At 71.7% G+C, this 22,461-nt stretch carries 20 protein-coding genes; 9 read left to right on the top strand and 11 right to left on the bottom strand.

Features of this window, described 5'->3' with window-relative positions; translation table 11 throughout:
* Positions 1-85 precede the first annotated feature (85 nt).
* The 5 genes from CP973_RS09220 to CP973_RS09200 form a co-directional block, all read right to left on the bottom strand.
* Positions 86-1,255: a DUF475 domain-containing protein gene (locus tag CP973_RS09220; protein ID WP_150239174.1), complete on the bottom strand. Its 1,170-nt coding sequence runs from the start codon at positions 1,253-1,255 to the stop codon at positions 86-88.
* A 55-nt stretch (positions 1,256-1,310) separates the two neighbouring features.
* Positions 1,311-1,886: a TerD family protein gene (locus CP973_RS09215; protein ID WP_003979714.1), complete on the bottom strand. Its 576-nt coding sequence runs from the start codon at positions 1,884-1,886 to the stop codon at positions 1,311-1,313.
* Positions 1,887-2,142: 256 nt separating this feature from the next.
* Positions 2,143-2,718 carry a TerD family protein gene (locus tag CP973_RS09210; RefSeq protein WP_030597448.1) on the bottom strand — a complete coding sequence of 192 codons (576 nt, stop codon included), beginning with the start codon at positions 2,716-2,718 and terminating at the stop codon, positions 2,143-2,145.
* Positions 2,719-2,897: 179 nt separating this feature from the next.
* Positions 2,898-3,356: a peroxiredoxin gene (locus tag CP973_RS09205; RefSeq protein WP_150239172.1), complete on the bottom strand. Its 459-nt coding sequence runs from the start codon at positions 3,354-3,356 to the stop codon at positions 2,898-2,900.
* A gap of 205 nt (positions 3,357-3,561) precedes the next feature.
* Complete coding sequence (locus CP973_RS09200) at positions 3,562-4,002, bottom strand: DUF3052 domain-containing protein (protein WP_150239170.1); 441 nt, start codon at positions 4,000-4,002, stop codon at positions 3,562-3,564.
* Positions 4,003-4,472: 470 nt separating this feature from the next.
* Between CP973_RS09200 and aceE the strand changes: the two genes are divergently transcribed.
* Positions 4,473-7,205, top strand: coding sequence for a pyruvate dehydrogenase (acetyl-transferring), homodimeric type (gene aceE / locus CP973_RS09195; RefSeq protein ID WP_150239168.1), 2,733 nt, complete (start codon positions 4,473-4,475; stop codon positions 7,203-7,205).
* 165 nt (positions 7,206-7,370) lie between these two features.
* On the opposite strand, the gene CP973_RS09190 is transcribed toward aceE, so the two are convergent.
* The 3 genes from CP973_RS09190 to CP973_RS09180 form a co-directional block, all read right to left on the bottom strand.
* Entirely contained in the window at positions 7,371-7,700 is a 330-nt protein-coding gene (locus CP973_RS09190) for a small hydrophobic protein (RefSeq protein WP_150239166.1), read from the bottom strand.
* A gap of 69 nt (positions 7,701-7,769) precedes the next feature.
* Complete coding sequence (locus CP973_RS09185) at positions 7,770-8,174, bottom strand: peptidase inhibitor family I36 protein (RefSeq protein ID WP_150239164.1); 405 nt, start codon at positions 8,172-8,174, stop codon at positions 7,770-7,772.
* Positions 8,175-8,566: 392 nt separating this feature from the next.
* Complete coding sequence (locus tag CP973_RS09180; RefSeq protein ID WP_150239162.1) at positions 8,567-10,171, bottom strand: MFS transporter; 1,605 nt, start codon at positions 10,169-10,171, stop codon at positions 8,567-8,569.
* A 114-nt stretch (positions 10,172-10,285) separates the two neighbouring features.
* Between CP973_RS09180 and CP973_RS09170 the strand changes: the two genes are divergently transcribed.
* The 7 genes from CP973_RS09170 (at position 10,286) to CP973_RS09140 (ending at position 19,006) form a co-directional block, all read left to right on the top strand.
* A complete protein-coding gene (locus tag CP973_RS09170; RefSeq protein WP_244409348.1) occupies positions 10,286-11,083 on the top strand; it encodes a TetR family transcriptional regulator in 798 nt (265 codons plus the stop codon).
* Between the two features lie 351 nt (positions 11,084-11,434).
* Positions 11,435-12,655 carry an alpha/beta hydrolase gene (locus CP973_RS09165; protein WP_150239160.1) on the top strand — a complete coding sequence of 407 codons (1,221 nt, stop codon included), beginning with the start codon at positions 11,435-11,437 and terminating at the stop codon, positions 12,653-12,655.
* A 232-nt stretch (positions 12,656-12,887) separates the two neighbouring features.
* A complete protein-coding gene (locus CP973_RS09160) occupies positions 12,888-13,784 on the top strand; it encodes a DUF4429 domain-containing protein (protein WP_150239158.1) in 897 nt (298 codons plus the stop codon).
* A 270-nt stretch (positions 13,785-14,054) separates the two neighbouring features.
* Positions 14,055-15,398 (top strand): sensor histidine kinase, encoded by a 1,344-nt coding sequence (locus CP973_RS09155; protein ID WP_150239156.1) that lies wholly within the window; start codon positions 14,055-14,057, stop codon positions 15,396-15,398.
* Complete coding sequence (locus CP973_RS09150; protein WP_150239154.1) at positions 15,395-16,075, top strand: response regulator; 681 nt, start codon at positions 15,395-15,397, stop codon at positions 16,073-16,075. Before CP973_RS09155 ends, CP973_RS09150 begins: the two co-directional genes overlap by 4 nt.
* Positions 16,076-16,535: 460 nt before the next feature.
* Positions 16,536-17,702 (top strand): alpha/beta hydrolase, encoded by a 1,167-nt coding sequence (locus tag CP973_RS09145; RefSeq protein WP_150239152.1) that lies wholly within the window; start codon positions 16,536-16,538, stop codon positions 17,700-17,702.
* Between the two features lie 65 nt (positions 17,703-17,767).
* Positions 17,768-19,006 carry an acyltransferase family protein gene (locus CP973_RS09140; protein WP_150239150.1) on the top strand — a complete coding sequence of 413 codons (1,239 nt, stop codon included), beginning with the start codon at positions 17,768-17,770 and terminating at the stop codon, positions 19,004-19,006.
* Positions 19,007-19,135: 129 nt separating this feature from the next.
* On the opposite strand, the gene CP973_RS09135 is transcribed toward CP973_RS09140, so the two are convergent.
* Entirely contained in the window at positions 19,136-20,164 is a 1,029-nt protein-coding gene (locus CP973_RS09135; protein ID WP_150239148.1) for an aldo/keto reductase, read from the bottom strand.
* Positions 20,165-20,171: 7 nt separating this feature from the next.
* The gene (locus CP973_RS09130; RefSeq protein ID WP_244409347.1) at positions 20,172-20,645 is read right to left on the bottom strand and encodes a MerR family transcriptional regulator; all 474 of its coding nucleotides are present in this window, start codon (positions 20,643-20,645) and stop codon (positions 20,172-20,174) included.
* Between the two features lie 222 nt (positions 20,646-20,867).
* Between CP973_RS09130 and CP973_RS09125 the strand changes: the two genes are divergently transcribed.
* Complete coding sequence (locus CP973_RS09125) at positions 20,868-21,686, top strand: serine hydrolase domain-containing protein (RefSeq protein ID WP_150239147.1); 819 nt, start codon at positions 20,868-20,870, stop codon at positions 21,684-21,686.
* A gap of 65 nt (positions 21,687-21,751) precedes the next feature.
* Here CP973_RS09125 and CP973_RS09120 read toward each other — a convergent pair whose 3' ends face one another.
* Positions 21,752-22,426 (bottom strand): pirin family protein, encoded by a 675-nt coding sequence (locus tag CP973_RS09120; RefSeq protein ID WP_208853156.1) that lies wholly within the window; start codon positions 22,424-22,426, stop codon positions 21,752-21,754.
* Positions 22,427-22,461: the final 35 nt, after the last annotated feature.

Here is a 22,461-nt window from a genome sequence, read left to right as displayed (position 1 = left end):
CCGTGGCCCGGTACGGCCGCGGGGCGGCCATGGAGTGAGCACTCCATGGCCGCCCCGCAGAGAGCGTTCCTCAATCAGCCCCTCGTCACACTCCGGAGGTGACTTCCGGCTCTGCCCGGGAGTCCTGCCCGGTCTTGCCTTCCAGCCGGTTCTTGCGCACGGACGACCAGAACGACAGCACGATCAGGCCGACTCCGACCAGGCCGGTGACGACCTCGGGGATCTCGTACTTGATCGAGGCGAGCAGGATGACCGCCAGCGCGCCGATGGCGTAGTGCGCGCCGTGCTCCAGGTAGACGTAGTCGTCCAGGGTTCCCTTGCGGACCAGGAAGACCGTCAGAGAACGGATGTACATCGCGCCGATGCCGAGACCCAGCGCCATCTCGAAGATGTCGTTGGTGACGGCGAAGGCGCCGATGACGCCGTCGAAGGAGAACGACGCGTCGATGACCTCCAGGTAGAGGAACATGAAGAACGCGGCCTTGCCGGCCAGCCCCACGCCCGAGACCGAGCTCTTCGAGGCCGCGCCGTTCGAGCCGGCGGCGCCGGACGGCACGGGCGCCTTCGCCGCCGGGGCGTCGTCGTCCTCGTCGTCCTCGGCCTCCTCCAGCTTGTCCTCGAAGTAGCCGGAGATGCCGCCCACGACCAGATACGTGAGCAGGCCGGCGACGCCGGAGAGCAGTACCGTCGCGCTCTTGTCACCGCCGCCGTGCGCGACGTCGGTGGCCACCGTCATGGCCGAGACCAGCAGGACGACCAGCGCGATGATGACGGACAGCATGTCCAGCTTGCCCATTTTGGCGAGCGGCCGCTCCAGCCAGCCCAGCCACTTGTGCTCGCGCTCCTCGAAGATGAAGTCGAGGAAGATCATCAGCAGGAACATGCCGCCGAAGGCCGCGATGGCCGGGTGGGCCGCCGTGACCAGGTGCTCGTACTGCGGCTTGTCGTTGATCGCCAGGTTGACGGCCTCGATCGGCCCCATCTTCGCGGTGATCGCGACGATGACCACCGGGAAGACCAGGCGCATGCCGAAGACGGCGATCAGAATGCCGACGGTCAGGAAGATCTTCTGCCAGAAGGCGTTCATCTTGCGCAGAATGCCGGCGTTGATGACCGCGTTGTCGAACGAGAGCGAGATCTCCAGGATCGACAGGATGCCGACGATCGCTAGCCCCTGCCACCCCCAGAGGACGCCGGCCAAGGCCAGGCCCGCCGCCGTGATGGCGAACGACCAGCCAAAGGTTCTCAGGAGCACTGCCTAACCCAATCCCTCGCTGTGTGGGGTCCCCCGCGCTGGGCGCGCGGCGCCTTTACGAAACGTTGACCCCGAAGTCTAGAGCGATGCCGCGCAACCCCGACGCGTACCCCTGGCCCACCGCGCGGAACTTCCATTCACCGCTGTACCGGTAGACCTCGCCGAAGATCATCGCCGTTTCGCTGGAAGCGTCCTCGCTGAGGTCGTAACGCGCCAGCTCGCTGCCGTCCGCCTGATTGACGACCCGGATGAAAGCGTTGCTGACCTGGCCGAAGCTCTGGCCGCGCAGATCCGCCTCGTGGATCGAGACCGGAAATACGATCTTGTCGACCTCGGCGGGGACCTTGCTCAGGTCGACGAGAATCGACTCGTCGTCCCCCTCGCCCTCACCGGTGAGATTGTCGCCGGTGTGTTCGACCGAGCCGTCCGGGCTCTTGAGGTTGTTGTAGAAGACGAAGTACTCGTCCCCGAGCACCCGCCCCGACCTGCACAGCAGTGCGCTGGCGTCCAGGTCGAACGGCGCTCCCGTGGTCGAGCGCGCGTCCCAGCCCAGGCCGACCATGACCTGCGTGAGATTCGGCGCTGCCTTGGAGAGGGAGACGTTGCCTCCCTTTGCGAGCGTGACGCCCATGGTGTTCGCATCCTCCCCGGTGACGGTGGTACCGCGGTGACCCACGGCTTTCTACAGGTCCGTACGCCGTCCGTACGAGGCGGACACGGACCCGGATACGACGCCCTTACGGCGCACGTCTGGACCGTGCGCGGTGCGCGCACGCCGCTGTCCGGGGTCCGCGTCCCGTACGGAGCGCGTACGGGCTTCAAGCACGCCCGGCGCCGTACGCCCCGGGACAGGGGTGTACGGCGCCGGGCGCGGAAGGTGACTCCGGTCAGACGTTGACGCCGAAGTCCTGCGCGATGCCGCGCAGGCCCGAGGCGTAGCCCTGACCGATGGCACGGAACTTCCACTCCGCGCCGTTGCGGTACAGCTCGCCGAAGACCATGGCGGTCTCGGTCGAGGCGTCCTCGCTCAGGTCGTAGCGCGCGAGCTCGTTGCCGTCGGCCTGGTTCACGACGCGGATGAAGGCGTTGCGGACCTGGCCGAAGCTCTGCTGGCGGTTCTCGGCGTCGTAGATGGACACCGGGAACACGATCTTGGCGACATCGGCCGGCACCGCGGCCAGGTTCACCTTGATCTGCTCGTCGTCGCCCTCACCCTCACCGGTGATGTTGTCGCCGGTGTGCTCGACCGAGCCGTCCGGGCTCTTCAGGTTGTTGAAGAACACGAAGTTCTGGTCGTTGGCGACCTTGCCCTGGTCGTTCGTCAGCAGAGCGCTGGCGTCCAGGTCGAAGTCCGTACCGGTGGTGGTACGGGCGTCCCAGCCCAGACCGACGACGACCGCGGTCAGATTGGGGGCTTCCTTCGTCAGCGAGACGTTGCCGCCCTTGCTGAGGCTGACTCCCACGAGTCCTCCTTGGGTTCGAGGGGTACGAATGCTTTGCGCCCCCATCGTGCATGGCATCGGATCAACGTTTTGATCCTAGTGACCAGTTCCCACCGATTACAGGTTCCGGCCCGGACAGCGTCGCGATGTCGCGGTCCGGACCGGCCGCGGCCCCGCGGACCGGCCGGCGCGCGCCCTGATCAGAGGGCGTCGAGCGCCTTGAGGTAGTCGTTGAGGTCACGGGCGTCGGGCAGGCCGTTGACGACCGTCCAGCGCACCACGCCCTCCTTGTCGATGATGAAGGTCCCGCGCACCGCGCAGCCCTTCTCCTCGTCGAAGACGCCGTACGCCCGCGACGCCTCGCCGTGCGGCCAGAAGTCCGACAGCAGCGGGTACTCCAGACCCTCCTGCTCGGCGAAGACGCGCAGCGAGAAGGGCGAGTCGTTGGAGACGGCCAGCAGCTGAACATCGTCGTTGACGAACTTCGGCAGCTCGTCGCGCAGGGCGCACAGCTCACCGGTGCACACACCGGTGAAGGCGAACGGGTAGAAGAGGAGGACGACGGCCTTCTCGCCGCGGAAGTCGGAGAGCTTGACCAGCTCGCCGTGCTGGTTCTTCAGCTCGAAATCCGGAGCCTTCGTGCCGACCTCGATCGCCATGGGGACCGTTCCCTTCGCAGACGCCGTGAGCGGGCGCGCCGCCGTGCCCGGACGCCGATCCCGGCGTATGAACGGGCACCGCCGCCGACGGCCGCTCCGGCGGATTCCAACAGGTTGCGGCCAACCCTACGCGCCGGCGCTCACACACCGAGCCCCCCACCGGATCACCCGGCGGAGGGCTGGGTACGGATCGTGGGGGCGCGGCTCAGCGCTTGCCGGACTTGGCGCCCTTGGGGGTGACCAGGCGGCTGCCGCTCCAGTCCTTGCCTGCGTTGATGCTCCTGGTCTGGGTCAGGCCCGCGGTCTGTGCGGCTTCGTTGATGTCGCTCGGCTCGACGTACCCGTCCCGGCCGGTCTTGGGCGTCATCAGCCAGATCTCGCCGCCCTCGTCGATCAGACCGATGGCATCCACCAGCGCGTCCGTGAGGTCGCCGTCGTCATCGCGGAACCACAGCACGACGACGTCGGCGACGTCGTCGTAGTCCTCGTCAACGATCTCCTGGCCGATCACGGCCTCAATGGCTTCGCGGAGCTCCTGCTCGACGTCGTCGTCGTAGCCGATCTCCTGGACCACCTGTCCGGGCTCGAACCCCAGCCTGACGGCCGGGTTGGTCCGCTCCTCCGCGTGGTCCGCGGTCGCGCTCACGGATTGCCTCCTGTCATGTTTCGGTAAATGGCTTGCACCCCACGCACGCGCGAGGCATTGGGCGTAGTCCACACGGGCCGGGCGGATCGCGCAAGTACCCGGCGGCCGAGACCGCCGAAACGGTGACGTTTACCGCCGTCTCGCCGCAACTGCGACCCCGCGCACGCGACGGGAAGTGATTCACCCCACACAGTTTCGTGTTCTTTATGTAGTTTTGAGAGGGGACTGCGCCCTTTGGGGGGCACCGCCTCGCGGGCGGACCTCTCTTCGGGGTTCGCACGACCGTACGGCAGCCGGTTTCGGCGTGGGCGTATGGTTGCGATTTGGCCGACCTGAAAAACCGGCCTTTCAGCGCCCGTCTCTTAGGGAGTGGTTACCCACCGGTAGAGATGACGTATCCCGGCGAGCCGGTACACGATGGAAGACGGCGCGACACCAAGCAGAGCAATACCGAACAGCGAAGGAACAGCGTGGCTTCCGGATCCGATCGCAACCCGATCATCATTGGCGGCCTTCCCAGCCAGGTCCCGGACTTCGATCCCGAAGAGACCCAGGAATGGCTCGACTCGCTCGACGCAGCCGTCGATGAGCGAGGCCGGGAACGTGCCCGCTACCTCATGCTCCGCCTGATCGAGCGTGCCCGCGAGAAGCGCGTGGCCGTGCCCGAGATGCGCAGCACGGATTACGTCAACACCATCGCGACCAAGGACGAGCCGTTCTTCCCCGGCAACGAGGAGATCGAGCGCAAGATCCTGAACGCCACCCGGTGGAACGCCGCGGTCATGGTTTCCCGTGCGCAGCGCCCCGGTATCGGCGTCGGCGGCCACATCGCCACCTTCGCGTCCTCCGCCTCCCTCTACGACGTGGGCTTCAACCACTTCTTCCGGGGCAAGGACGACGGCAAGGGCGGCGACCAGATCTTCTTCCAGGGCCACGCCTCGCCCGGCGTGTACGCCCGCGCCTACCTCCTGGACCGCCTGAACGAGGCCCAGCTGGACGCCTTCCGCCAGGAGAAGTCCAAGTTCCCCAACGGCCTGTCCAGCTACCCGCACCCGCGGCTGATGCCGGACTTCTGGGAGTTCCCGACCGTCTCGATGGGCCTCGGCCCGCTCGGCGCGATCTACCAGGCCCGGATGAACCGCTACATGGAGGCGCGCGGCATCGCCGACACCTCCGACTCGCACGTGTGGGCCTACCTGGGCGACGGCGAGATGGACGAGCCGGAGTCGCTCGGCCAGCTGTCCATCGCCGCACGCGAGGGCCTGGACAACCTGACCTTCGTGGTCAACTGCAACCTCCAGCGCCTGGACGGCCCGGTCCGCGGCAACGGCAAGATCATGCAGGAGCTGGAGTCGCAGTTCCGCGGCGCCGGCTGGAACGTGATCAAGCTGGTGTGGGACCGCAGCTGGGACCCGCTGCTGGCCCAGGACCGCGACGGCATCCTGGTCAACAAGCTGAACACGACCCCGGACGGCCAGTTCCAGACGTACGCGACGGAGACCGGCGCCTACATCCGCGAGCACTTCTTCGGCGACGACCACCGCCTGCGCGCGATGGTCGAGAACATGACCGACCACCAGATCCAGCACCTGGGCCGCGGCGGTCACGACCACAAGAAGATCTACGCGGCGTACGCGGCGGCCAAGGCCCACAAGGGCCAGCCGACGGTGATCCTGGCGCAGACCGTCAAGGGCTGGACGCTCGGCCCGAACTTCGAGGGCCGCAACGCGACCCACCAGATGAAGAAGCTGACGGTCGACGACCTGAAGATGTTCCGCGACCGGCTGCACCTGCCGATCCCGGACAAGGACCTGGAGGACGGCCTGCCGCCGTACTACCACCCGGGCCGCGACTCCGAAGAGATCCAGTACATGCACGACCGCCGCAAGTCGCTGGGCGGTTACGTGCCGACCCGCGTCGTGCGGGCCAAGCCGCTGGCGCTGCCGGACGACAAGGCGTACGCGGGCGCGAAGAAGGGCTCCGGCCAGCAGAAGATCGCCACGACCATGGCGTTCGTGCGGGTCCTGAAGGACCTCATGCGGGACAAGGAGATCGGCAAGCGCTTCGTGCCGATCGCGCCCGACGAGTACCGCACCTTCGGCATGGACGCGTTCTTCCCGTCCGCGAAGATCTACAACCCGCTGGGCCAGATCTACGAGTCGGTCGACCGCGAACTGCTGCTGGCCTACAAGGAGTCGCCGACCGGCCAGATGCTGCACGACGGCATCACCGAGGCCGGCTGCACCGCCTCGCTGATCGCGGCGGGCTCCGCCTACGCCACGCACGGCGAGCCGCTGATCCCGGTCTACGTCTTCTACTCGATGTTCGGGTTCCAGCGCACCGGTGACCAGTTCTGGCAGATGGCCGACCAGCTCGCACGCGGCTTCGTGCTCGGTGCGACCGCCGGCCGTACGACCCTGACCGGTGAGGGCCTCCAGCACGCGGACGGCCACTCCCAGCTGCTCGCCTCGACCAACCCGGCGTGTGTCGCCTACGACCCGGCGTACGGGTACGAGATCGCGCACATCGTCAAGGACGGTCTGCGCCGGATGTACGGCGAGAACAGCGAGGACGTCTTCTACTACCTCACCGTCTACAACGAGCCGATCCAGCACCCGGCCGAGCCGGCGGACGTGGACGCCGAGGGCATCCTCAAGGGCCTGTACCGCTTCAAGCAGGGCGAGAAGGGCGAGCACGCGGCCCAGATCCTCGCTTCCGGTGTGGCGGTGCCGTGGGCGCTGGAGGCGCAGCAGATCCTCGCCGACGAGTGGAACGTCAGGGCGGACGTCTGGTCGGCGACCTCCTGGAACGAGCTGCGCCGCGACGCGGTGGAGGCCGAGGAGCACAACCTGCTCCACCCGGAGGAGGAGCAGCGCGTCCCGTACGTGACGCGGAAGCTGGCCGACGCCGAGGGCCCGAAGGTGGCCGTCTCCGACTGGATGCGGGCGGTTCCGGACCAGATCGCGCGCTGGGTGCCGGGCACCTACCAGTCGCTGGGCGCCGACGGCTTCGGCTTCGCGGACACGCGGGGCGCGGCCCGTCGCTACTTCCACATCGACGCGCAGTCGATCGTGCTGGGCGTGCTCACCGAGCTGGCCAAGGAGGGCAAGGTCGACCGTTCGCTGCTGAAGCAGGCGATCGACCGCTACCAGCTGCTGGACGTCGCGGCCGCCGAGGCCGGCGAGGCGGGTGGCGACGCATAAGGCGTCCCCGTACCGACAGCGGCTCGTACGGCCACCGCGCGGCGCCCCCGGCCGGATCTCTCCGGCCGGGGGCGCCGCGCTTCGCTCTTCCGGTGTTCCCGTCCGCCGCCGGGGAGCCCGGTGACGGGCGGGTGATCGCGTACGGCTACCGCTCGGGCCGGTCGGTCAGACCGGGGAGCCGGCCATCACGCCGGCGATCCGGATGACCGCCAGCACCGTGTCGATCGCACCGAGGACCACAGCCACCAGCGCCGGCAGCGCCTGGCTCCCGGCACTCCACCGGCGGCCCGTCGCGAGCCATCCGAGGAGCACGGCCACCGGTCCCAGAACGATGCTCAGGACGAAGAATCCGGCGACCGCGCAGATGAGTCCGATCACGCCCAGCGTCGCGCGGTCCGGCCCGCTCCGAGGCCCCGTCCGGCCCCGTGAGCGGGGGGTCTTGCGCGGGTGGGTACGCCATCGCGTACGGCTGTGCTGTCCGAGGCCCGCCATCATCCCTCCCGAGGGTCGTGTGGTCCGGGCTCGCCACCCGGGTACCCCGCGTCGCCGCCCCCACTCCCCCGCTCAGTGCTCCCAGATTTTGAACGCCCGCACCTGGTAGGGGGATTCGGGCACCCAGCTGCCGCCGCCCGGGTAGGTGTCGAACTCCCCGGTCTCCTGGCACTCGGCGCTCTGGTACGTGGTCACCGGCCGCCCGGTGCGGTTGGCGAAGGAGGCGGCGCGGGCCCCGGCGGGGAGCGTGACGCAGCTTTCGATGTCGGTGTCGGCCAGTTCGTGGACCTGCCGCTCGCCGCTGAAGCCGCGGCCCGGCCAGAGGCAGAACTGGCCGGCGGCGCAGTCCCCGGCAGCCGGGCCCGCATGGGCCCGTGGCCGTGCCTGCGGCGTGCCGTGCGCGGACGGGACGCCGAGGAGGGCGGCGGCCAGTGCGGCGGCTCCCGCGATCAGGATGCCGGTGCGGACCGTACGCATGTGGATCACTCCCCCGTGGAGTACGAAGTGGTCTGCCGCGGCGGGCGGTTGTCCGCCGCGGGGTCGGTGATCCGAGCTTGGCGGGGCGCGGCGGCGGGCGCCAGGCAGGCACCGATCGGTCCACCCGGACAGGCGATGCGCTGCCGTCGCGGCGTTCAACGGGCTCCGCGCGGACGCCGGTTGACGCGCTTCATGAGCGTACGGCCTGGTCGGCGTACGTAGGGGTACGGACAACCTCAGCCCCGTACGAGCGACCGCGCGCCTGTGGAGAAACGAAACGCGCGGCCGGCCCGGGCGGGGAGCCCCGGCCGGCCGCGCGTCAACGCGACCCGGTTGTCCGGCGAATGGCGGACGGTGGACGGTGGATGGAGCCGACGGTGGACGGCGGACGGTCAGATGTGTCCGACGCCCGCGCCCGCCTCCGCGTTCGCGCCGCGCTTGGTGAACAGCGCGACGACGGCCGCGACGACCGACACGGCGCAGGCGACGGTGAAGGCCAGGCCCATGCCGGACACGAACGTGTCGTGCACCGCGGTGCCGATCCGGTCGACGATCTGCGGCGTCATGCCCGGGGCCTGGGCCACCTGCGGCGGCACCGCGCCGACCTCGGCGGCGGCCTTCAGCGCCGGGTCCGGAGCACCCGGCAGACCCGCCTTGGTCCAGTTGCCCGCGAAGTCCGAGCTGACCTTGCTGGACATCACGGCGCCGAGCACGGCCGTGCCGAGGCTGCCGCCGACCTGCATGGCGGCCTGCTGGAGGCCGCCTGCCACACCGGAGAGCTCCAGCGGCGCGTTGCCGACGATGACCTCGGTGGCGCCGACCATGACCGGCGCCAGGCCCAGGCCGAGCAGCGCGAACCACAGCGACATGGTCAGCGTGCCCGTGTCGGTGGACAGGGTCGTCATGCCGAACATGGCGACAGCGGTGAACACCATGCCGCCGACGAGCGGGATGCGCGGGCCGAACTTGGTGATCAGCGCGCCCGCGGCCGGCGAGCCGACGATCATCATCGCGGTGAGCGGCAGCAGGTGCAGACCGCTGTCGACCGGGCTCAGACCGTGCACGTTCTGCAGGTAGAAGGTGACGAAGAACAGGCCGCCCATGAAGGCGAAGGCCATCAGCACCATCAGGACCGTACCGGCCGTCAGCGGCACGGAACGGAACATCCGCAGCGGGATCAGCGGCTCGCGGACCTTGGTCTCCAGGACCGCGAAGGCGGCGAAGACCACGACCGCGGCGGCGAGGAAGCCCAGCGTCTTCGCGTCGCCCCAGCCCCACTCACCGGCCTTGATCAGGGCCCAGATGAGGCAGAACATGGCACCGGAGAGCAGCACGATGCCGGGGATGTCGAAGGAGCGCGGGGCGTTCTGGGCGCGGTGGTCCTTGAGGATGACCAGGCCCAGGACGAGGGCGAGCACACCGACCGGCACGTTGATGAAGAACACCGACTGCCAGTTGACGTGCTCCACGAGCAGGCCGCCGACGATCGGGCCGCCGGCGGTGGAGGCGCCGATGACCATGCCCCAGATGCCGATGGCCATGTTGAGCTTCTCGGCCGGGAAGGAGGCCCGCAGCAGTCCGAGGGCGGCGGGCATCAGCAGCGCGCCGAAGATCCCCTGAAGCACGCGGAAGGTGATGACCAGCGAGACCTCGCTGGACAGGCCGATGGCTCCGGAGGCGAGCGCGAAGCCCACCACGCCTATGAGAAAGGTCTGGCGGTGGCCGAAGCGGTCACCGAGCTTGCCGGCCGTGATCAGCGAGACGGCGAGGGCCAGCAGATAGCCGTTGGTGATCCACTGGACGTCGGCGAGGGACGCCTTGAGGTCCGCCTGGATGGCCGGGTTGGCGATGGCGACGATGGTGCCGTCGAGGGCCACCATCATCACGCCGATCGCGACGGAGAACAGGGTCAGCCACGGATGGCCCCGGAGTCCCTTCCGAGGCTCCGGTACGGGAAGGTCCGGCGCGGCGTGGGCAACCGGGGTCTGTGAGCTCATCCTTCGAGGCTAATGTCAGCCACTGACAGTTGACAAAGCAATTCATGAGTCGGTAACTGTCATCTAGCTCACAGGTATTCTGAGCAGCGGCAACAACGAGAAAGGCGGCGCCGGATGACCCCCTCCACGCCGCAGGTGACACGACCTGAACCCGCCGGTGCCCCTGATCCGGACGCCGTCGGCACCCCTGATCCGGACGACGGGGAAGCGGCCCTTTCCGCGAGCGGCGCCCCGGCCTCCGCCCGCCCTGCCTCCGCCCGCCCGGCATCGCCCGGCACCGCCCCCGCCGGCGGCCTGCGCGAGCGCAAGAAGCAGCGCACCCGTGACGCGCTGATCCGCTCCGCCCTCGAACTGTTCACGGCGCACGGCTACGAAGAGACGACGATCGACGAGATCGCCGAGGCCGTCGACGTCTCGCAGCGCACGTTCTTCCGCTACTTCGCGAGCAAGGAGGAGGTCGTCTTCGCCGTCCACGAGATGGTGGAGGCGCGCTTCGCCGAGGAACTGGAGCGGCGGCCGGAGGGCGAGGCGCCCCTGGAGGCGCTGCACAACGCCGTGATGTCCTCGTGGGACGACATCGGCGGCGCGATCCAGTCGGTGATCCCGCTGGAACTGCACATGCGCACCTACCAGATGATCGAGTCGACGCCCGCGCTGGTCTCCGCCCACTGGCGCCGCTACGCGATCCTGGAGGAGCAGATCGCCCGCCTCATCGCCCGGCGCGAGGGCGTGGACGTCGCGACGGACCCGCGCCCGCGGGTGGTCGTCGCGGCGTTCAGCGGCGTGATGCGCGTCGCCGGGAAGGTGTGGGGCGAGGGCGAGGACGTGAGCGTGGAGTCGATCCGCGAGATCACCGAGGAGTACCTCGCGCAGATCGTCCCGGCCGTGAGCGGCGAGTGGCGCGGCCGGTGAGGAGCCTGGCTTCGGGCGGGTGACGCGGCCCGGCGAGTGACAGCGGCCGGTGAATCGACTGGCCGCGGCGGCCCGGCCGTACCCCCGGCCGCCGCTCCCCCGGCCCCCGTACCCGCAATCTCCACACCCTCGCCCGAGTCCCGGCCTGACCCCCTCCTGAGCCACCGCCCGAGCCCCGCCCGAGTCCCTGCTTGAGCCCCCGCCCGAGTCCCTGCCTGAGAACGTTTCTGCACGTCTGAGCGTCGGAACACCCCACGACGTGTCCGTTGTGAAGCCAAATGCCCAGGCCGAAACGTGATATCACTCACGCACTGAGCGGGCGCCCCGCCCCGTCTCCTAGGGTGGCCCGCGGTGACTTCTTCGTTCTCGGGGCTCGGTGCCCCCTCCTTCGGTTTCCTTCAGTCCACCGCCTGGCGTGCGGCACTCGCCCTGGTGGTGGTGTTCGTCATGCTCGCGATGACCGGCTGGACGGCCGTCAGAGGCAACAAGGACGACGCCAACCCCCTGGCCACCGCGCGGGCCGCCTGGGACCACGCCTCCTTCCGGGGGCACCGGCTGCCGGACACCCGTTCCGCGCCCGGCACGCTCGCCGCCTTCTTCCGGTCGCTCAGCGGCGCCGACCGGGCCGCGCTCGCCGACCGCTACCCGCTGGTGGTGGGCAACATGGGCGGCGCCCCCGTCGATCTGCGCTACGAGGCCAACAAGAAGGCGTTGCGGCAGGCGGGCGAGGTGGCGCGGAAACGGGTGCACGACCGGCGGCTGACGCCGGTGGGCCGCCAGGAGGCGAGCCGGCTGATGCACCGTTTCGAGTCGATGGGCACCGCGGGCCGCCAGATTCTCGCCTTCGACCCGGCCGGCGGCGGCCGGGCCGCCGAGGTCTTCGGTGACCTGGGGCACGCCCGCCGCGTCTCGGTGGTGGTGCCCGGTGTGGACACCAATCTGGCCACCTTCGAGCGCACGGCGCGCGCTACGAGCGCGCCCGCCGGCATGGCCAGATCGCTCTACGACGCGGAGCGTGCCGCCCGCGCCGACGCCCGTACGGCCGTGATCGCCTGGGCCGACTACACCGCGCCCGCCGGGCTCGGTGTCGACGCCGCCACCGGGCAGCTCGCCGCGCAGGGCGCGCTACGCCTGAACTCGCTGGTCCGGGCGCTGCCGAAGAGCGCCTCCGTATCGCTGATGTGCCACAGCTACGGCTCCGTGGTGTGCGGCGTCGCGGCCAACCGGCTGCCGTCCTCCGTCACCGACATCGCGGTGGCGGGCAGCCCCGGCATGCGGTCGGAGACCGTCGCCGGACTCGGTACGCACGCCCGGGTCTGGGCCATGCGGGACGCCGACGACTGGATCCAGGACGTGCCGTACCTGGAGGTCGGCGGGCTCGGCCACGGCGCCGACCCGGTCACCCCGGCCTTCGGCTCGCGGGTGCTGTCGGCCCGCGGCGCCGAGGGACACGCCGGGTACTTCGAGCCCGGCACGCAGAGCCTGCGCAACTTCGCGATGATCGGGGTGGGCGCGGTCTCCTCGGTGGACTGCGCCCCGCAGGACCGGGACTGCTCGGCCGACCTTGCGTGAGCGAGCCGGACCGGACCCGGGACCGGACCGGACGCCGGAACCGAACCGGACCCCGGAATCGAACCGGCCCCCGGAACCGAACCGGACCCCGGTGCCGGATACCGGAGCCGCGGGGCGCCCGTTCCGGACGCGCCGGGCTCGCGGGCGGCATGGGGCAAAAGCGGCTTGACGCGCGTAGCGCATGATGTCCGGAAGGGGGACGGGCGGGCGACCGCCGCTTACGATGAGCCGCATGGGTGATGTGCTGGCCGGTTTTCACGCCGTCTGGGAGTTCGACACGGACTCCGTGCTCATCCGCTTCGAACGGGGGATCCGCAGGCCGAAGCTCTTCCAGGCGCTCGGCGAGCGGCGCGTCCCGTACGAGGCGCTGAGGTCCGTCGAGCTGGCGCCGGGCAGGCGCGGCACGGTCGTGCTGCGCGCGGTGCCCCGGCCGGGTGCCGACCCGCTGATGGAGGCCGCGGCCGGCCAGCTCAAGGAAGATCTCGACCCCTACCGTCTGGTGCTGCCCGCCGAGCGCGAGGTCCTGGCCGAGTACTACCGGGACGAGCTGCGCGGCGCGCTCGGACCCGACGCCGCACGGCCCGCTGGGGAACACCTGGTGACCGCGCCGGCACCACCGCTGACCTTCAAGGCGTACGACGGCAAGGCGTCCTTCGACGGCAGCGCGGTCGCGTTCCGCTGGTTCTGGACGGGTGCCTCGTCGGCCAAGTGGAAGTGCGGCGACCAGAGTTTCCCGGTCGGCGAACTGGCCGGGGTGGAGTGGCGCTCGCCGGAGGGCGGCGCCGGGGTGCTGTCGGGCAACGGGTACCTGCGGCTGGTGGAGCGGGGCGCGGAGGACCGGCGGCCCGGCGAGGCGGACCAGGACCCGGCCTCGGTGGTGTTCGGGCTCGGGTACGGGCCGGTGCACGAGTCGCTGCCGTTCGCCGCCGCGGTGCTCCAGGCCGTACGGGCCGCCGCTCCCGAGGGGGACGCGGCGCCGCGGCGGCCGGTGCGCCCCCGCGACGACGCCCGGCGCGATCCGGCCGACATCGCGGACCGGATACGGCAGCTGGGCGAGCTGCACACGGCGGGGCTGCTGACGGACGCCGAGTTCACGTCGAAGAAGGCCGAGCTGCTGGCGGAGCTGTAGCCGAGAGGCAGCGGAGCTGTAGCCGAGAGGCAGCCGAGGAGGGAGCCGAGAGGGAGGCAGTCGGCGGGGGCAGCAGCCGCACGTGGCAGCCGGTCGCGTGCGTCGTTCCCGTACCGGGGTAGGCGCCTCGCTGTCCCTACCGGGGTAGGACGCCCCCGCCTTTCCGTACCGGGACACGACACCAAGCCTCCCCGTACCGAGGTATGACGCCCAAGGCCACCCCGGGGTATGACGCCCCGGCGCCCGGCCGCCGCTTACGCTGACCAGGCCATGAAGACGACACCACCGCGCCCCGCGGACGACCTGCGCCGCGTCCGGGCCCGCCTCGTGCGGACCGGACGGCAGGCACTGCGCACCCTGGCCGAAGACCTCGGTACGCCGACCGGCCCCGGCGCCCCGATCTTCGGACAGGTGCAGAACCGCTGGCTGCGCCTGCTGCCGTACGTGATCGTCTTCACCTTCATGGTCTCGCTGCTGCCCTCGACCGTGAACGTGCTCATGAACGACTACGGGCTCAGCGGCGGCCCGGCCGGCACGTTGGCCATCGCCCAGACGGTGCCACTGCTGCTGGCGGTGACCCGGCCGCTCCAGGCCTGGTGGGTGATCTTCACGGCGGATGTCGTCGGCGGCATCGTGCTGGGCTTCGCGCCGGGCACCGGCGACCGCGCCTGGCCCTGGCCCCCCACGGTCATCGTCGGCTACCTGGTCCTGATGCTGGCGCTCTCGCTGCGCGAGCGGCGCCGCACGCTGATGGCCGTCTGGGGCGCGACCGGCGCGGTGAGCGTCTTCTTCGAGGTGATCCGGCCGAACCACGGCGACGGCACCTGGGTGCTGATGTTCACCCTCTCCGGCGTCGTGCTGCTGGTGGGCGCCGCGCTCCGGGAGCGCGGGGCCGCGCAGCGCAAGCTGATCGAGCAGGAGAACATCAGCGAGGCCGAGCGCGCCATGCGCACGCTGCTGGAGGAGCGCACCCGTATCGCCCGTGAGCTGCACGACGTCGTCGCCCACCACATGTCGGTGATCACGGTGCAGGCGGACAGCGCGCCGTACCGCATCAGCGGCATCCCGGAAGCCGCCCAGGAGGAGTTCAGCACGATCGCGGCCACCGCGCGGGAGTCGCTGGCCGAGATGCGGCGGCTGCTGGGCGTGCTGCGCAGCGAGGAGACGGAGCGGCACGGCGGCCCGGAGAAGGCGCCGCAGCCCGGCCTCGCGCAGGTGCCGAAGCTGGTCGAGGGGACGGTGCGGGCCGGGGTGCCGGTCGAGCTGACGCTGCCCGACGGGCCGGTGTCCCTGGCGTCCGCGGTCGACCTGTCGGCGTACCGCATCGTGCAGGAGGCGCTGGCCAACGTCGTACGGCACGCGCCGGGGGCGCACACCCGTGTGTCGGTCAGGCTCGACGAGGAGGGCGGTCTGCTGACCGTCCTGGTCGTCAACGGCGCCCCGCCGCTCCCCGCCGAGCCGCTGGAGACCTCCGGCACCGGCCACGGCCTGGTCGGAATGCGCGAGCGCGTACGCCTGGTGGACGGCACCCTGGACACCGGGCCCCTGCCCGACGGCGGCTTCCGCGTCGCCGCCCAGCTCCCCATAACAGCAAAGGACCACAACCCCGCATGACCACTCGGGTGATCATCGTCGACGACCAGGCCATGGTGCGCGCAGGCTTCGCCGCGCTGCTCGCCGCGCAGAGCGACATCGACGTCGTCGGCGACGCGCCGGACGGTGTGCAGGGCGTCGAACTGAGCCGCCGCACGCACCCGGACGTGGTGCTGATGGACGTCCGGATGCCGGAGATGGACGGGCTGGAGGCGGCCCGGCAGCTGCTGGATCCGCCGGCCGGTGTGGTGCACCGGCCGAAGGTGCTGATGCTCACCACGTTCGACGTGGACGACTACGTGTACGAGGCGCTGCGCGCCGGGGCGTCCGGGTTCCTGCTCAAGGACGCGCCGCCGGCCGACCTGATCTCGGCGGTGCGGGTGGTGGCGGCGGGCGAGGCGCTGCTCGCGCCGTCCGTGACGCGGCGGCTGATCGCCGACTTCGCCCGGCAGCGGCCCACGCCCCGCAAGGACCGCACCGCGCTGCGGCTCAACGGGCTGACGCCGCGCGAGACGGAGGTGCTGGAGCTGATCGCCCGCGGTCTGTCCAACCAGGAGATCGCCGAGTCCCTGGTGCTCGCCGAGCAGACCGTGAAGACCCATATCGGCCGGGTGCTGGCCAAGCTGGGGCTGCGGGACCGCGCCCAGGCGGTGATCTTCGCGTACGAGTCGGGGCTGGTGTCGCCGGGAACCAACTGAGCGGCGGAGACCAGGAGGCGGGCGGGAGCGCGGGCGGCCGACGCGCTCCCGCCCTTTCGCGTGCCCCGCCCCGTACTTCGGACCGACGTCTCATCCGCTCCCGTACCCGCCCCGCCACACTCCCGTAGCGACGTCCGACGCCCACCCCGTACCGGCCTCCGACGCCCCACCCCGTACCGACGTCTCACCTCCCCACCCCATACCGGCCCCCCGCCCTCCGCTGCCAGCACCTCACCCCGCCCGCCCCCGCACCCGCCACCGCCACCCTGCTCAGCGCGGGTGAAGGTGGGGAAAGCCCCCGTACGGCGCCTCCGGGTGGCCGGTCGTGCTGGAGGACGAGCGCGGCGCCGACCCCCTACCCCGGTATCAGCGGGCAGTTGGCTCCGCGGTGTGACGTGCCGTCACCCGTCCGCTTCCTACGTTTCCCTCCGCCACGTCAACGGAAGAGGGAGACCCCACCATGTCCAAGCCGCGCCGGTCCACGCATCGCGGTAGGCGCACGCTCGTAGCGGTCGCGCTGGCGGCGGCGGTCGTCGGCGGTACCGGCGGCTGGGCGGTGGGCTCGACGCAGGAGGCCGTCACCGGGCCCGCGCCCGGCGCCGCGGCCTGGCGCGCGGACCACTCCGTCGGCAAGCGGCTGCCCGACCCGGCGACCGCGACCCCGGCCGAGGTCGCCCGCTTCTTCCGTACGCTGAGCGAGGCCGGGCAGCGGGAGCTGGCGGCCCGTCACCCGCTGACCGTGGGCAACCTCGACGGCGCGCCGCTCGCCCTGCGCTACCACGCCAACGCCCTCGCCCTGAAGGCCGAGCGCGAGCGCCAGACCGCCCGCGCCACCGACCCCGCCGGAACGGTCCAGGACCACCAGGAAGCGCGCCGGCTGGCCGACCGCTACGCCGAACTGCTCCGCCCCGGCCGCCGGATCCTCGCCTTCGACCCGCGCGGCCGGGGCCAGGTGGCCGAGGTGTTCGGGGACCTGGCGACGGCACAGCGCACGTCCGTGTTCGTGCCGGGCTCGGACATCGACCTGTCCTCGGCCGACCGGGCGCGCGACCCGTACGGCACGCCGTCCGGCATGGCCAGGTCGCTGCGGGCCCGGATGGCCGCCGAAGCGCCCGGCGTCCGTACCGCCGCGATCGCCTGGACCGGCTACACCACCCCGCTCGGCCTCGGCCCGGACGCCGCGACCGGCCGGCTCGCGGAAGCCGGGGCCCCGCGCCTGGCCCGCTTCCTGGACGGGCTGGCCGCGGTCGGCGTACCGGCCCCCGCCCTGCTGTGCCACAGCTACGGATCGCTCGTCTGCGCCCTGGCCGTACCGCACCTGGAGCCGGGGCGGATCTCCGACCTGATCGTCTTCGGCTCCCCCGGCATGCGGGCGGACAGCGCGGCGGCGCTGCGCACCACCGCCCGGGTGTGGGCCGCCCGTGACGCCTCCGACTGGATCGGCAACCTGCCGCACGTCGAATTCCTGGGCCTGGGCCACGGTACGGACCCGACCGACCCGGAGTTCGGCGCGCGCCGGGTGCCGGCGCGGACGGCCGAGGGACACACCGGCTACCTCGCGCCCGGCACGGACTCGCTGCGCAACTTCGCCGACATCGCGCTCGGCCGCTACGACCAGGTGCGCTGACGGGCGCCGGCGCTTCCGCCCGCCCAGTCCTCCCGCCCTTCCGACCACCTCGAAGAGAGGTCCCCATGGCCACCCCGCTCCCGACCCCGCTGCTGGCCCCCGTCCGCAAGGCCGTCCGCGCCATAGAGGGCCGTACGCCCGCCGACCGCGACCGCGCGATCGACGGTCTGCGCGCGCTCGCGCTGCTCGCCGTACCGACCGGTCACTGGCTGCTCGGCGGTTTCACGCTCGACGCCGACGGCGCGCTGCACAACGCCAGCCCGCTGTCCGGCTTCGCCGCCCTGGCGCCCGCCAGTTGGGTGCTCCAGATGCTCGGCATCTTCTTCCTGGTCGGCGGGTACGCGTCGGTGCTGTCCTTCCACCGCGCGGCCGGGCGGGGTGAGTCGACGGGGCACTGGCTGCGGGCGCGCCTGGCCCGGCTGGGCCGCCCCGTCCTCGGCGTGACCGCCGTCTGGGCGGCGCTGGTCTGCGTCCTGTCCGCGTGCGGCGTGCCCGAGCCCACGCTCCGTACGGGGGCGACGCTGGTCATCCAGCCGCTGTGGTTCGTCGGGGTCTACGCGGGCATCACCGCGCTCACCCCGTACTGCGTCCGCGCGGCCCGCCGCATGGGCGCGTGGGCCGCGGCGCCGCTGCTGGGCGCCGTCGCCGTGGTCGACTTCCTGCGGTACGGGCCGTACGCCGACGCCATGCCGTCCTGGCTGAGCGTGCTCAATCTGCTGCCCGGCTGGATGTTCGCCTACCAACTGGGCGTGTCCTGGGGCGAGCAGCGGCTCGGGCGGCGTGCCGCGTGGACGCTGCTGCTCGGCGGGACCGCGCTGTTCGCGGCGCTGCTGGTCTTCTTCCACTACCCGACGAGCATGGTCGGCGTCCCGGGCCAGGACCGTACGAACTCCCACCCGCCGTCCCTGCTGGTCCTCGCGCTGGCCGCGGCCCAGTCCGGCGCGGCGGTCCTGCTGCGCGACCGCATCGCCCGGCTGCTGCGCCGCCCGGCCCTCTGGGCGCCGGTGGTCGTCGTCAACCTCTGTGCGATGACGGTGCTGTGCTGGCACCAGACGGCGATGTTCTCGGCGGCCGTGCCCGCGTCCTTCGCCGGTGCCGTGCCCGGTCTCACCACGGCGCCGGACACGGTGGGCTGGATTCTCGCCCGCGTCGCCTGGCTGCCCGTCTTCGCCGTCGCGCTGGTGCTCATCGGCCGGGTGACCCGCCGTTTCGAGGCGCCGTGGACGGGGGTCACGGCGGTCCGGCGGGCGATCGCGGGGACCTTGGCGGCGGCGTTCGCGGTGTTCGCGCTGGGGCTGGCCTGAGGCGGGCGGGAGGGCTGGTGCCGGCCCAGGCAGGCGGGAGGAAAGCGGCAAAGGGCCGGAGAGGGGCCGGGAAAGGACCGGCGGGTGGTGCCGCCACAGGGGACGGCACCACCCGCCGCTCGCTTCCCCTTACTCCCGGCCCGCCGAGGTGAACCGCATGTCCGCGTACCGGTCGCCCGCGACCTTGCTCGCGACCGGCTCCAGCCGGGCCAGCTCCTCCTCGCTGAGCACGACGCGCGTGGCGGCGGCGTTCTCCTCGACACGGCTGCGCTTGCGGGTGCCCGGGATCGGCACCACGGCCAGACCGTGCACCTGCGCCTGCTGCTGCACCCAGGCCAGCGCGATCTGCCCGAGCGAGGCCCCGTGCGCGGCGGCCACCTCGCGCACCGGCTCCAGCAGGGCCGCGTTGGCCTTCGCGTTGTCGCCCGTGAAGCGGGGCTGCTGACGGCGGAAGTCGTCCTTGCCCAGCTCCTGGTCGGCGCTGACGAACGCGCCGGTCAGGAAGCCGCGGCCGAGCGGCGAGTACGGCACGAAACCGATGCCCAGCTCCCGCGCGGCCGGCACCACGCCGTCCTCCACGTCCCGGCTGAACAGCGACCACTCCGACTGCACGGCCGCGATCGGGTGCACGCCCTGGGCCGCGCGCAGTTCGCTGCCGGTGACCTCGCTCAGGCCCAGGTGCTTGACCTTGCCCTCGGCCACCAGCTCGGCCATCGCGCCGACCGTGTCCTCGATGGGGACGGCCGGGTCGCGGCGGTGCATGTAGTACAGGTCGATCTCGTCCACGCCGAGGCGGCGCAGGCTGGCCTCGACGGCCTGGCGGATGTACGGCCGGTCGTTGCGGATGCTCCGCTTGGCGGGGTTCATCGGGTCGTCCGGGTCCACGGCGATGGCGAACTTCGTCGCCAGCACGACCTCGTCCCGGTGCGCCCGGACGAACGGCCCGATGAACTCCTCGTTGTGCCCCATGCCGTACATGTCGGCGGTGTCGAAGAGCGTGACGCCCAGTTCGAGCGCCCGCTCCAGCGTCGCCCGCGCCTCGCCCTCGTCCTCCGTCGGGCCGTAGGCGTAGCTCATGCCCATGCAGCCGAGGCCCTGGACCCCGACCAGCGGGCCGGCCGTGCCCAGCCGGACGGTCTCCATCTTCTCCGTGGTCATACCGACCTCAGACTCCTTCTGACACCCGTCGGGCGTCCGCGTAAGCATCGATCTTGTAGTCCAGGACCAGGAGGGTGCTCTGCAGCTCGGCGATCCGGTCCCGTACGTCCTCGCGGTGCGCGGTCAGCAGCGCCTCCCGCTCGGCGAAGGTGTGCTCGCCCTCGCGCACCAGCTCGGCGTAGCGGACCATGTCCGCCACCGGCATGCCGGTCAGCCGCAGTTTCGTCACCAGGTCCAGCCAGTCCAGGTCGCGATTGCTGAAGCGGCGCTGGCCCGTGTGCGTACGGTCCACGTGCGGCATCAGCCCGATCCGTTCGTACCAGCGCAGGGTGTGGGCGCTCAGTCCGGTGTGCTCGGCGACCTCGCTGATCGTGTACTGGTCGCGGCCGGTGGGCCGCGGGTGCGGCACCGGGCCCTTGCAGCGGTTCGGCCGCGCCGGTTCCTGCACCGCGGCCGTCCCGTCCGTCGCCGTCACCGTCATGCCGTGCCTCCCGTAGTCGCCGGATGTCCCGGTACCGGGCCGTCTGCTCCCGGATCTCTCACGACGTCCTCAACGCTAGAGACTTGGAGTGCACTCCAAGCAAGCGAAGTCTTGACCCGGTCTTGAGGAGAGCGGCGGCCCCGCGTGCGCGGGCCCCGGGGGCCGTCCGTCCCGCACCCGGCCCGTCCCGGCCGCGCCACCGGGGGCGTTAGGCTCGGGGCCATGCCCTTGCAGAGCCTTCGGATGATCGAGAACTGGCCGGTGCCGACCGCGGCCGCCGCCGTCGTACGGACCGACGGGACGGTGGCCGGCAGTCACGGCCCGCAGGAACACCGCTTCCCGCTGGCCTCGGTCACCAAGCCGCTCGCCGCGTACGCCGCGCTGCTGGCCGTCGAGGAGGGCGCGGTCGAGCTGGACGAGCCGGCCGGTCCCCCGGGCTCGACCGTGCGCCATCTGCTCGCGCACACCTCGGGGCTGGCCTTCGACGAGGACCGCGTACAGGCCGCGCCGGGCGAGCGCCGCCTGTACTCGAACGCGGGATTCGAGGCGCTCGGCGACCACATCGCCAAGGCCACCGACATCCCCTTCCCGCAGTACCTGCGCGAGGCGGTCCTCGAACCGCTCGGCATGACCGCCACCGACCTGCCGGGCTCGCCCGCCAAGGACGGCGTCTCGACCGTCGCGGACATGGCCCGGTTCGGCGCCGAGCTGCTCGCGCCGCGCCTGCTGGCGCCGCAGACGCTCGCCGAGGCGACGTCGGTGGTCTTCCCCGGCGTACGCGGCGTGCTGCCCGGCTACGGCATGCAGAACCCGAACGACTGGGGCCTGGGCTTCGAGATCCGCGACGGGAAGTCGCCGCACTGGACGGGCGCCGCCTCCTCGCCGCGCACGTTCGGGCACTTCGGCCAGTCGGGCACGTTCCTGTGGGTGGACCCGGACGCGGGCGCGGCCTGTGTGGCACTGGCCGACCGGGCCTTCGGCCCCTGGGCGATCGAGGCGTGGCCGCCGCTGACCGACGCGGTCCTCGCCGAGCTGCGCTGAACGCGGGCGGCGGCGCGATGGCCCCGGAGGCGGTTCCCCCGGGGCCGAGGCCCGTATCCAGGCTCTCAGCCGTACGACGGTTCGCCCGGCATCTCCCACAGGAGGCACTCGGCGTCGCCCTCGGCGGCCAGCTCCAGGTCCGCGGCGTCGGTGATCCGCGCCGCGTCCCCGGCCGCCAGGCGCCGGCCGTCCAGCCGGACCGCGCCGCGCACGACGTGGACGTACACCCGCGGCGCGTCCGGTACGGCGGACCGCGCGCCGTCGGCCAGCCGCCGCACGTGCAGCATCGCGGCGGCCCCGGGCACCGCGTACGGCGTCCCGTCGGCGATGCCGCGCACCACCTCGTACTCCGGATCGCCGCCGAACCCGGCCGGTGCGAGCCACATCTGCACGAAGACCAGCGGCGCGGCGCCGTCGTTGCGCTCCTCGTGCCGCACGCCGTCCGCCGCGCTGAGGCGCTGCACGTCGCCGGGGCGCACCACGGTCTCGTGGCCGGTGGTCGAGTCGCGGTGGGTCAGCTCGCCCTCGACGACCCAGGTGACGATCTCGGTGTCGCGGTGCGGGTGCTCGTCGAACCCCGCGCCCGGCGCCAGCCGTTCCTCGTTGCAGGCGATGAGCGCGCCGAAGCGCAGGTTGTCCGGGTCGTAGTGCGGGCCGAAGGAGAAGGCGTGCCGCGTCTCGATCCCGGCGGCCGCGTCGCCGCCCGGATACCGTTCGTCGCCCCTGTGTACGTGGATCACCCGACCACCGTAGTCCCCGCCCCCTCGGCCCACCG

This window comes from Streptomyces albofaciens JCM 4342 (assembly GCF_008634025.1).
In the GTDB taxonomy this organism is placed as follows: Bacteria; Actinomycetota; Actinomycetes; order Streptomycetales; family Streptomycetaceae; genus Streptomyces; species Streptomyces albofaciens.
This window is presented reverse-complemented; position numbering and strand designations above follow the sequence as displayed.

What these genes read in the sequence shown, in the direction of transcription:
- CP973_RS09215 (WP_003979714.1), bottom strand. Translation starts at nt 1,886, where the DNA reads ATGGGCGTCACGCTCGCAAAGGGAGGCAACGTCTCCCTCTCCAAGGCA.
- CP973_RS09205 (WP_150239172.1), bottom strand. Translation starts at nt 3,356, where the DNA reads ATGGCGATCGAGGTCGGCACGAAGGCTCCGGATTTCGAGCTGAAGAAC.
- CP973_RS09190 (WP_150239166.1), bottom strand. Translation starts at nt 7,700, where the DNA reads ATGATGGCGGGCCTCGGACAGCACAGCCGTACGCGATGGCGTACCCAC.
- CP973_RS09185 (WP_150239164.1), bottom strand. Translation starts at nt 8,174, where the DNA reads ATGCGTACGGTCCGCACCGGCATCCTGATCGCGGGAGCCGCCGCACTG.
- CP973_RS09180 (WP_150239162.1), bottom strand. Translation starts at nt 10,171, where the DNA reads ATGAGCTCACAGACCCCGGTTGCCCACGCCGCGCCGGACCTTCCCGTA.
- CP973_RS09170 (WP_244409348.1), top strand. Translation starts at nt 10,286, where the DNA reads ATGACCCCCTCCACGCCGCAGGTGACACGACCTGAACCCGCCGGTGCC.
- CP973_RS09160 (WP_150239158.1), top strand. Translation starts at nt 12,888, where the DNA reads ATGGGTGATGTGCTGGCCGGTTTTCACGCCGTCTGGGAGTTCGACACG.
- CP973_RS09155 (WP_150239156.1), top strand. Translation starts at nt 14,055, where the DNA reads ATGAAGACGACACCACCGCGCCCCGCGGACGACCTGCGCCGCGTCCGG.
- CP973_RS09150 (WP_150239154.1), top strand. Translation starts at nt 15,395, where the DNA reads ATGACCACTCGGGTGATCATCGTCGACGACCAGGCCATGGTGCGCGCA.
- CP973_RS09145 (WP_150239152.1), top strand. Translation starts at nt 16,536, where the DNA reads ATGTCCAAGCCGCGCCGGTCCACGCATCGCGGTAGGCGCACGCTCGTA.
- CP973_RS09140 (WP_150239150.1), top strand. Translation starts at nt 17,768, where the DNA reads ATGGCCACCCCGCTCCCGACCCCGCTGCTGGCCCCCGTCCGCAAGGCC.
- CP973_RS09135 (WP_150239148.1), bottom strand. Translation starts at nt 20,164, where the DNA reads ATGACCACGGAGAAGATGGAGACCGTCCGGCTGGGCACGGCCGGCCCG.
- CP973_RS09130 (WP_244409347.1), bottom strand. Translation starts at nt 20,645, where the DNA reads ATGACGGTGACGGCGACGGACGGGACGGCCGCGGTGCAGGAACCGGCG.
- CP973_RS09125 (WP_150239147.1), top strand. Translation starts at nt 20,868, where the DNA reads ATGCCCTTGCAGAGCCTTCGGATGATCGAGAACTGGCCGGTGCCGACC.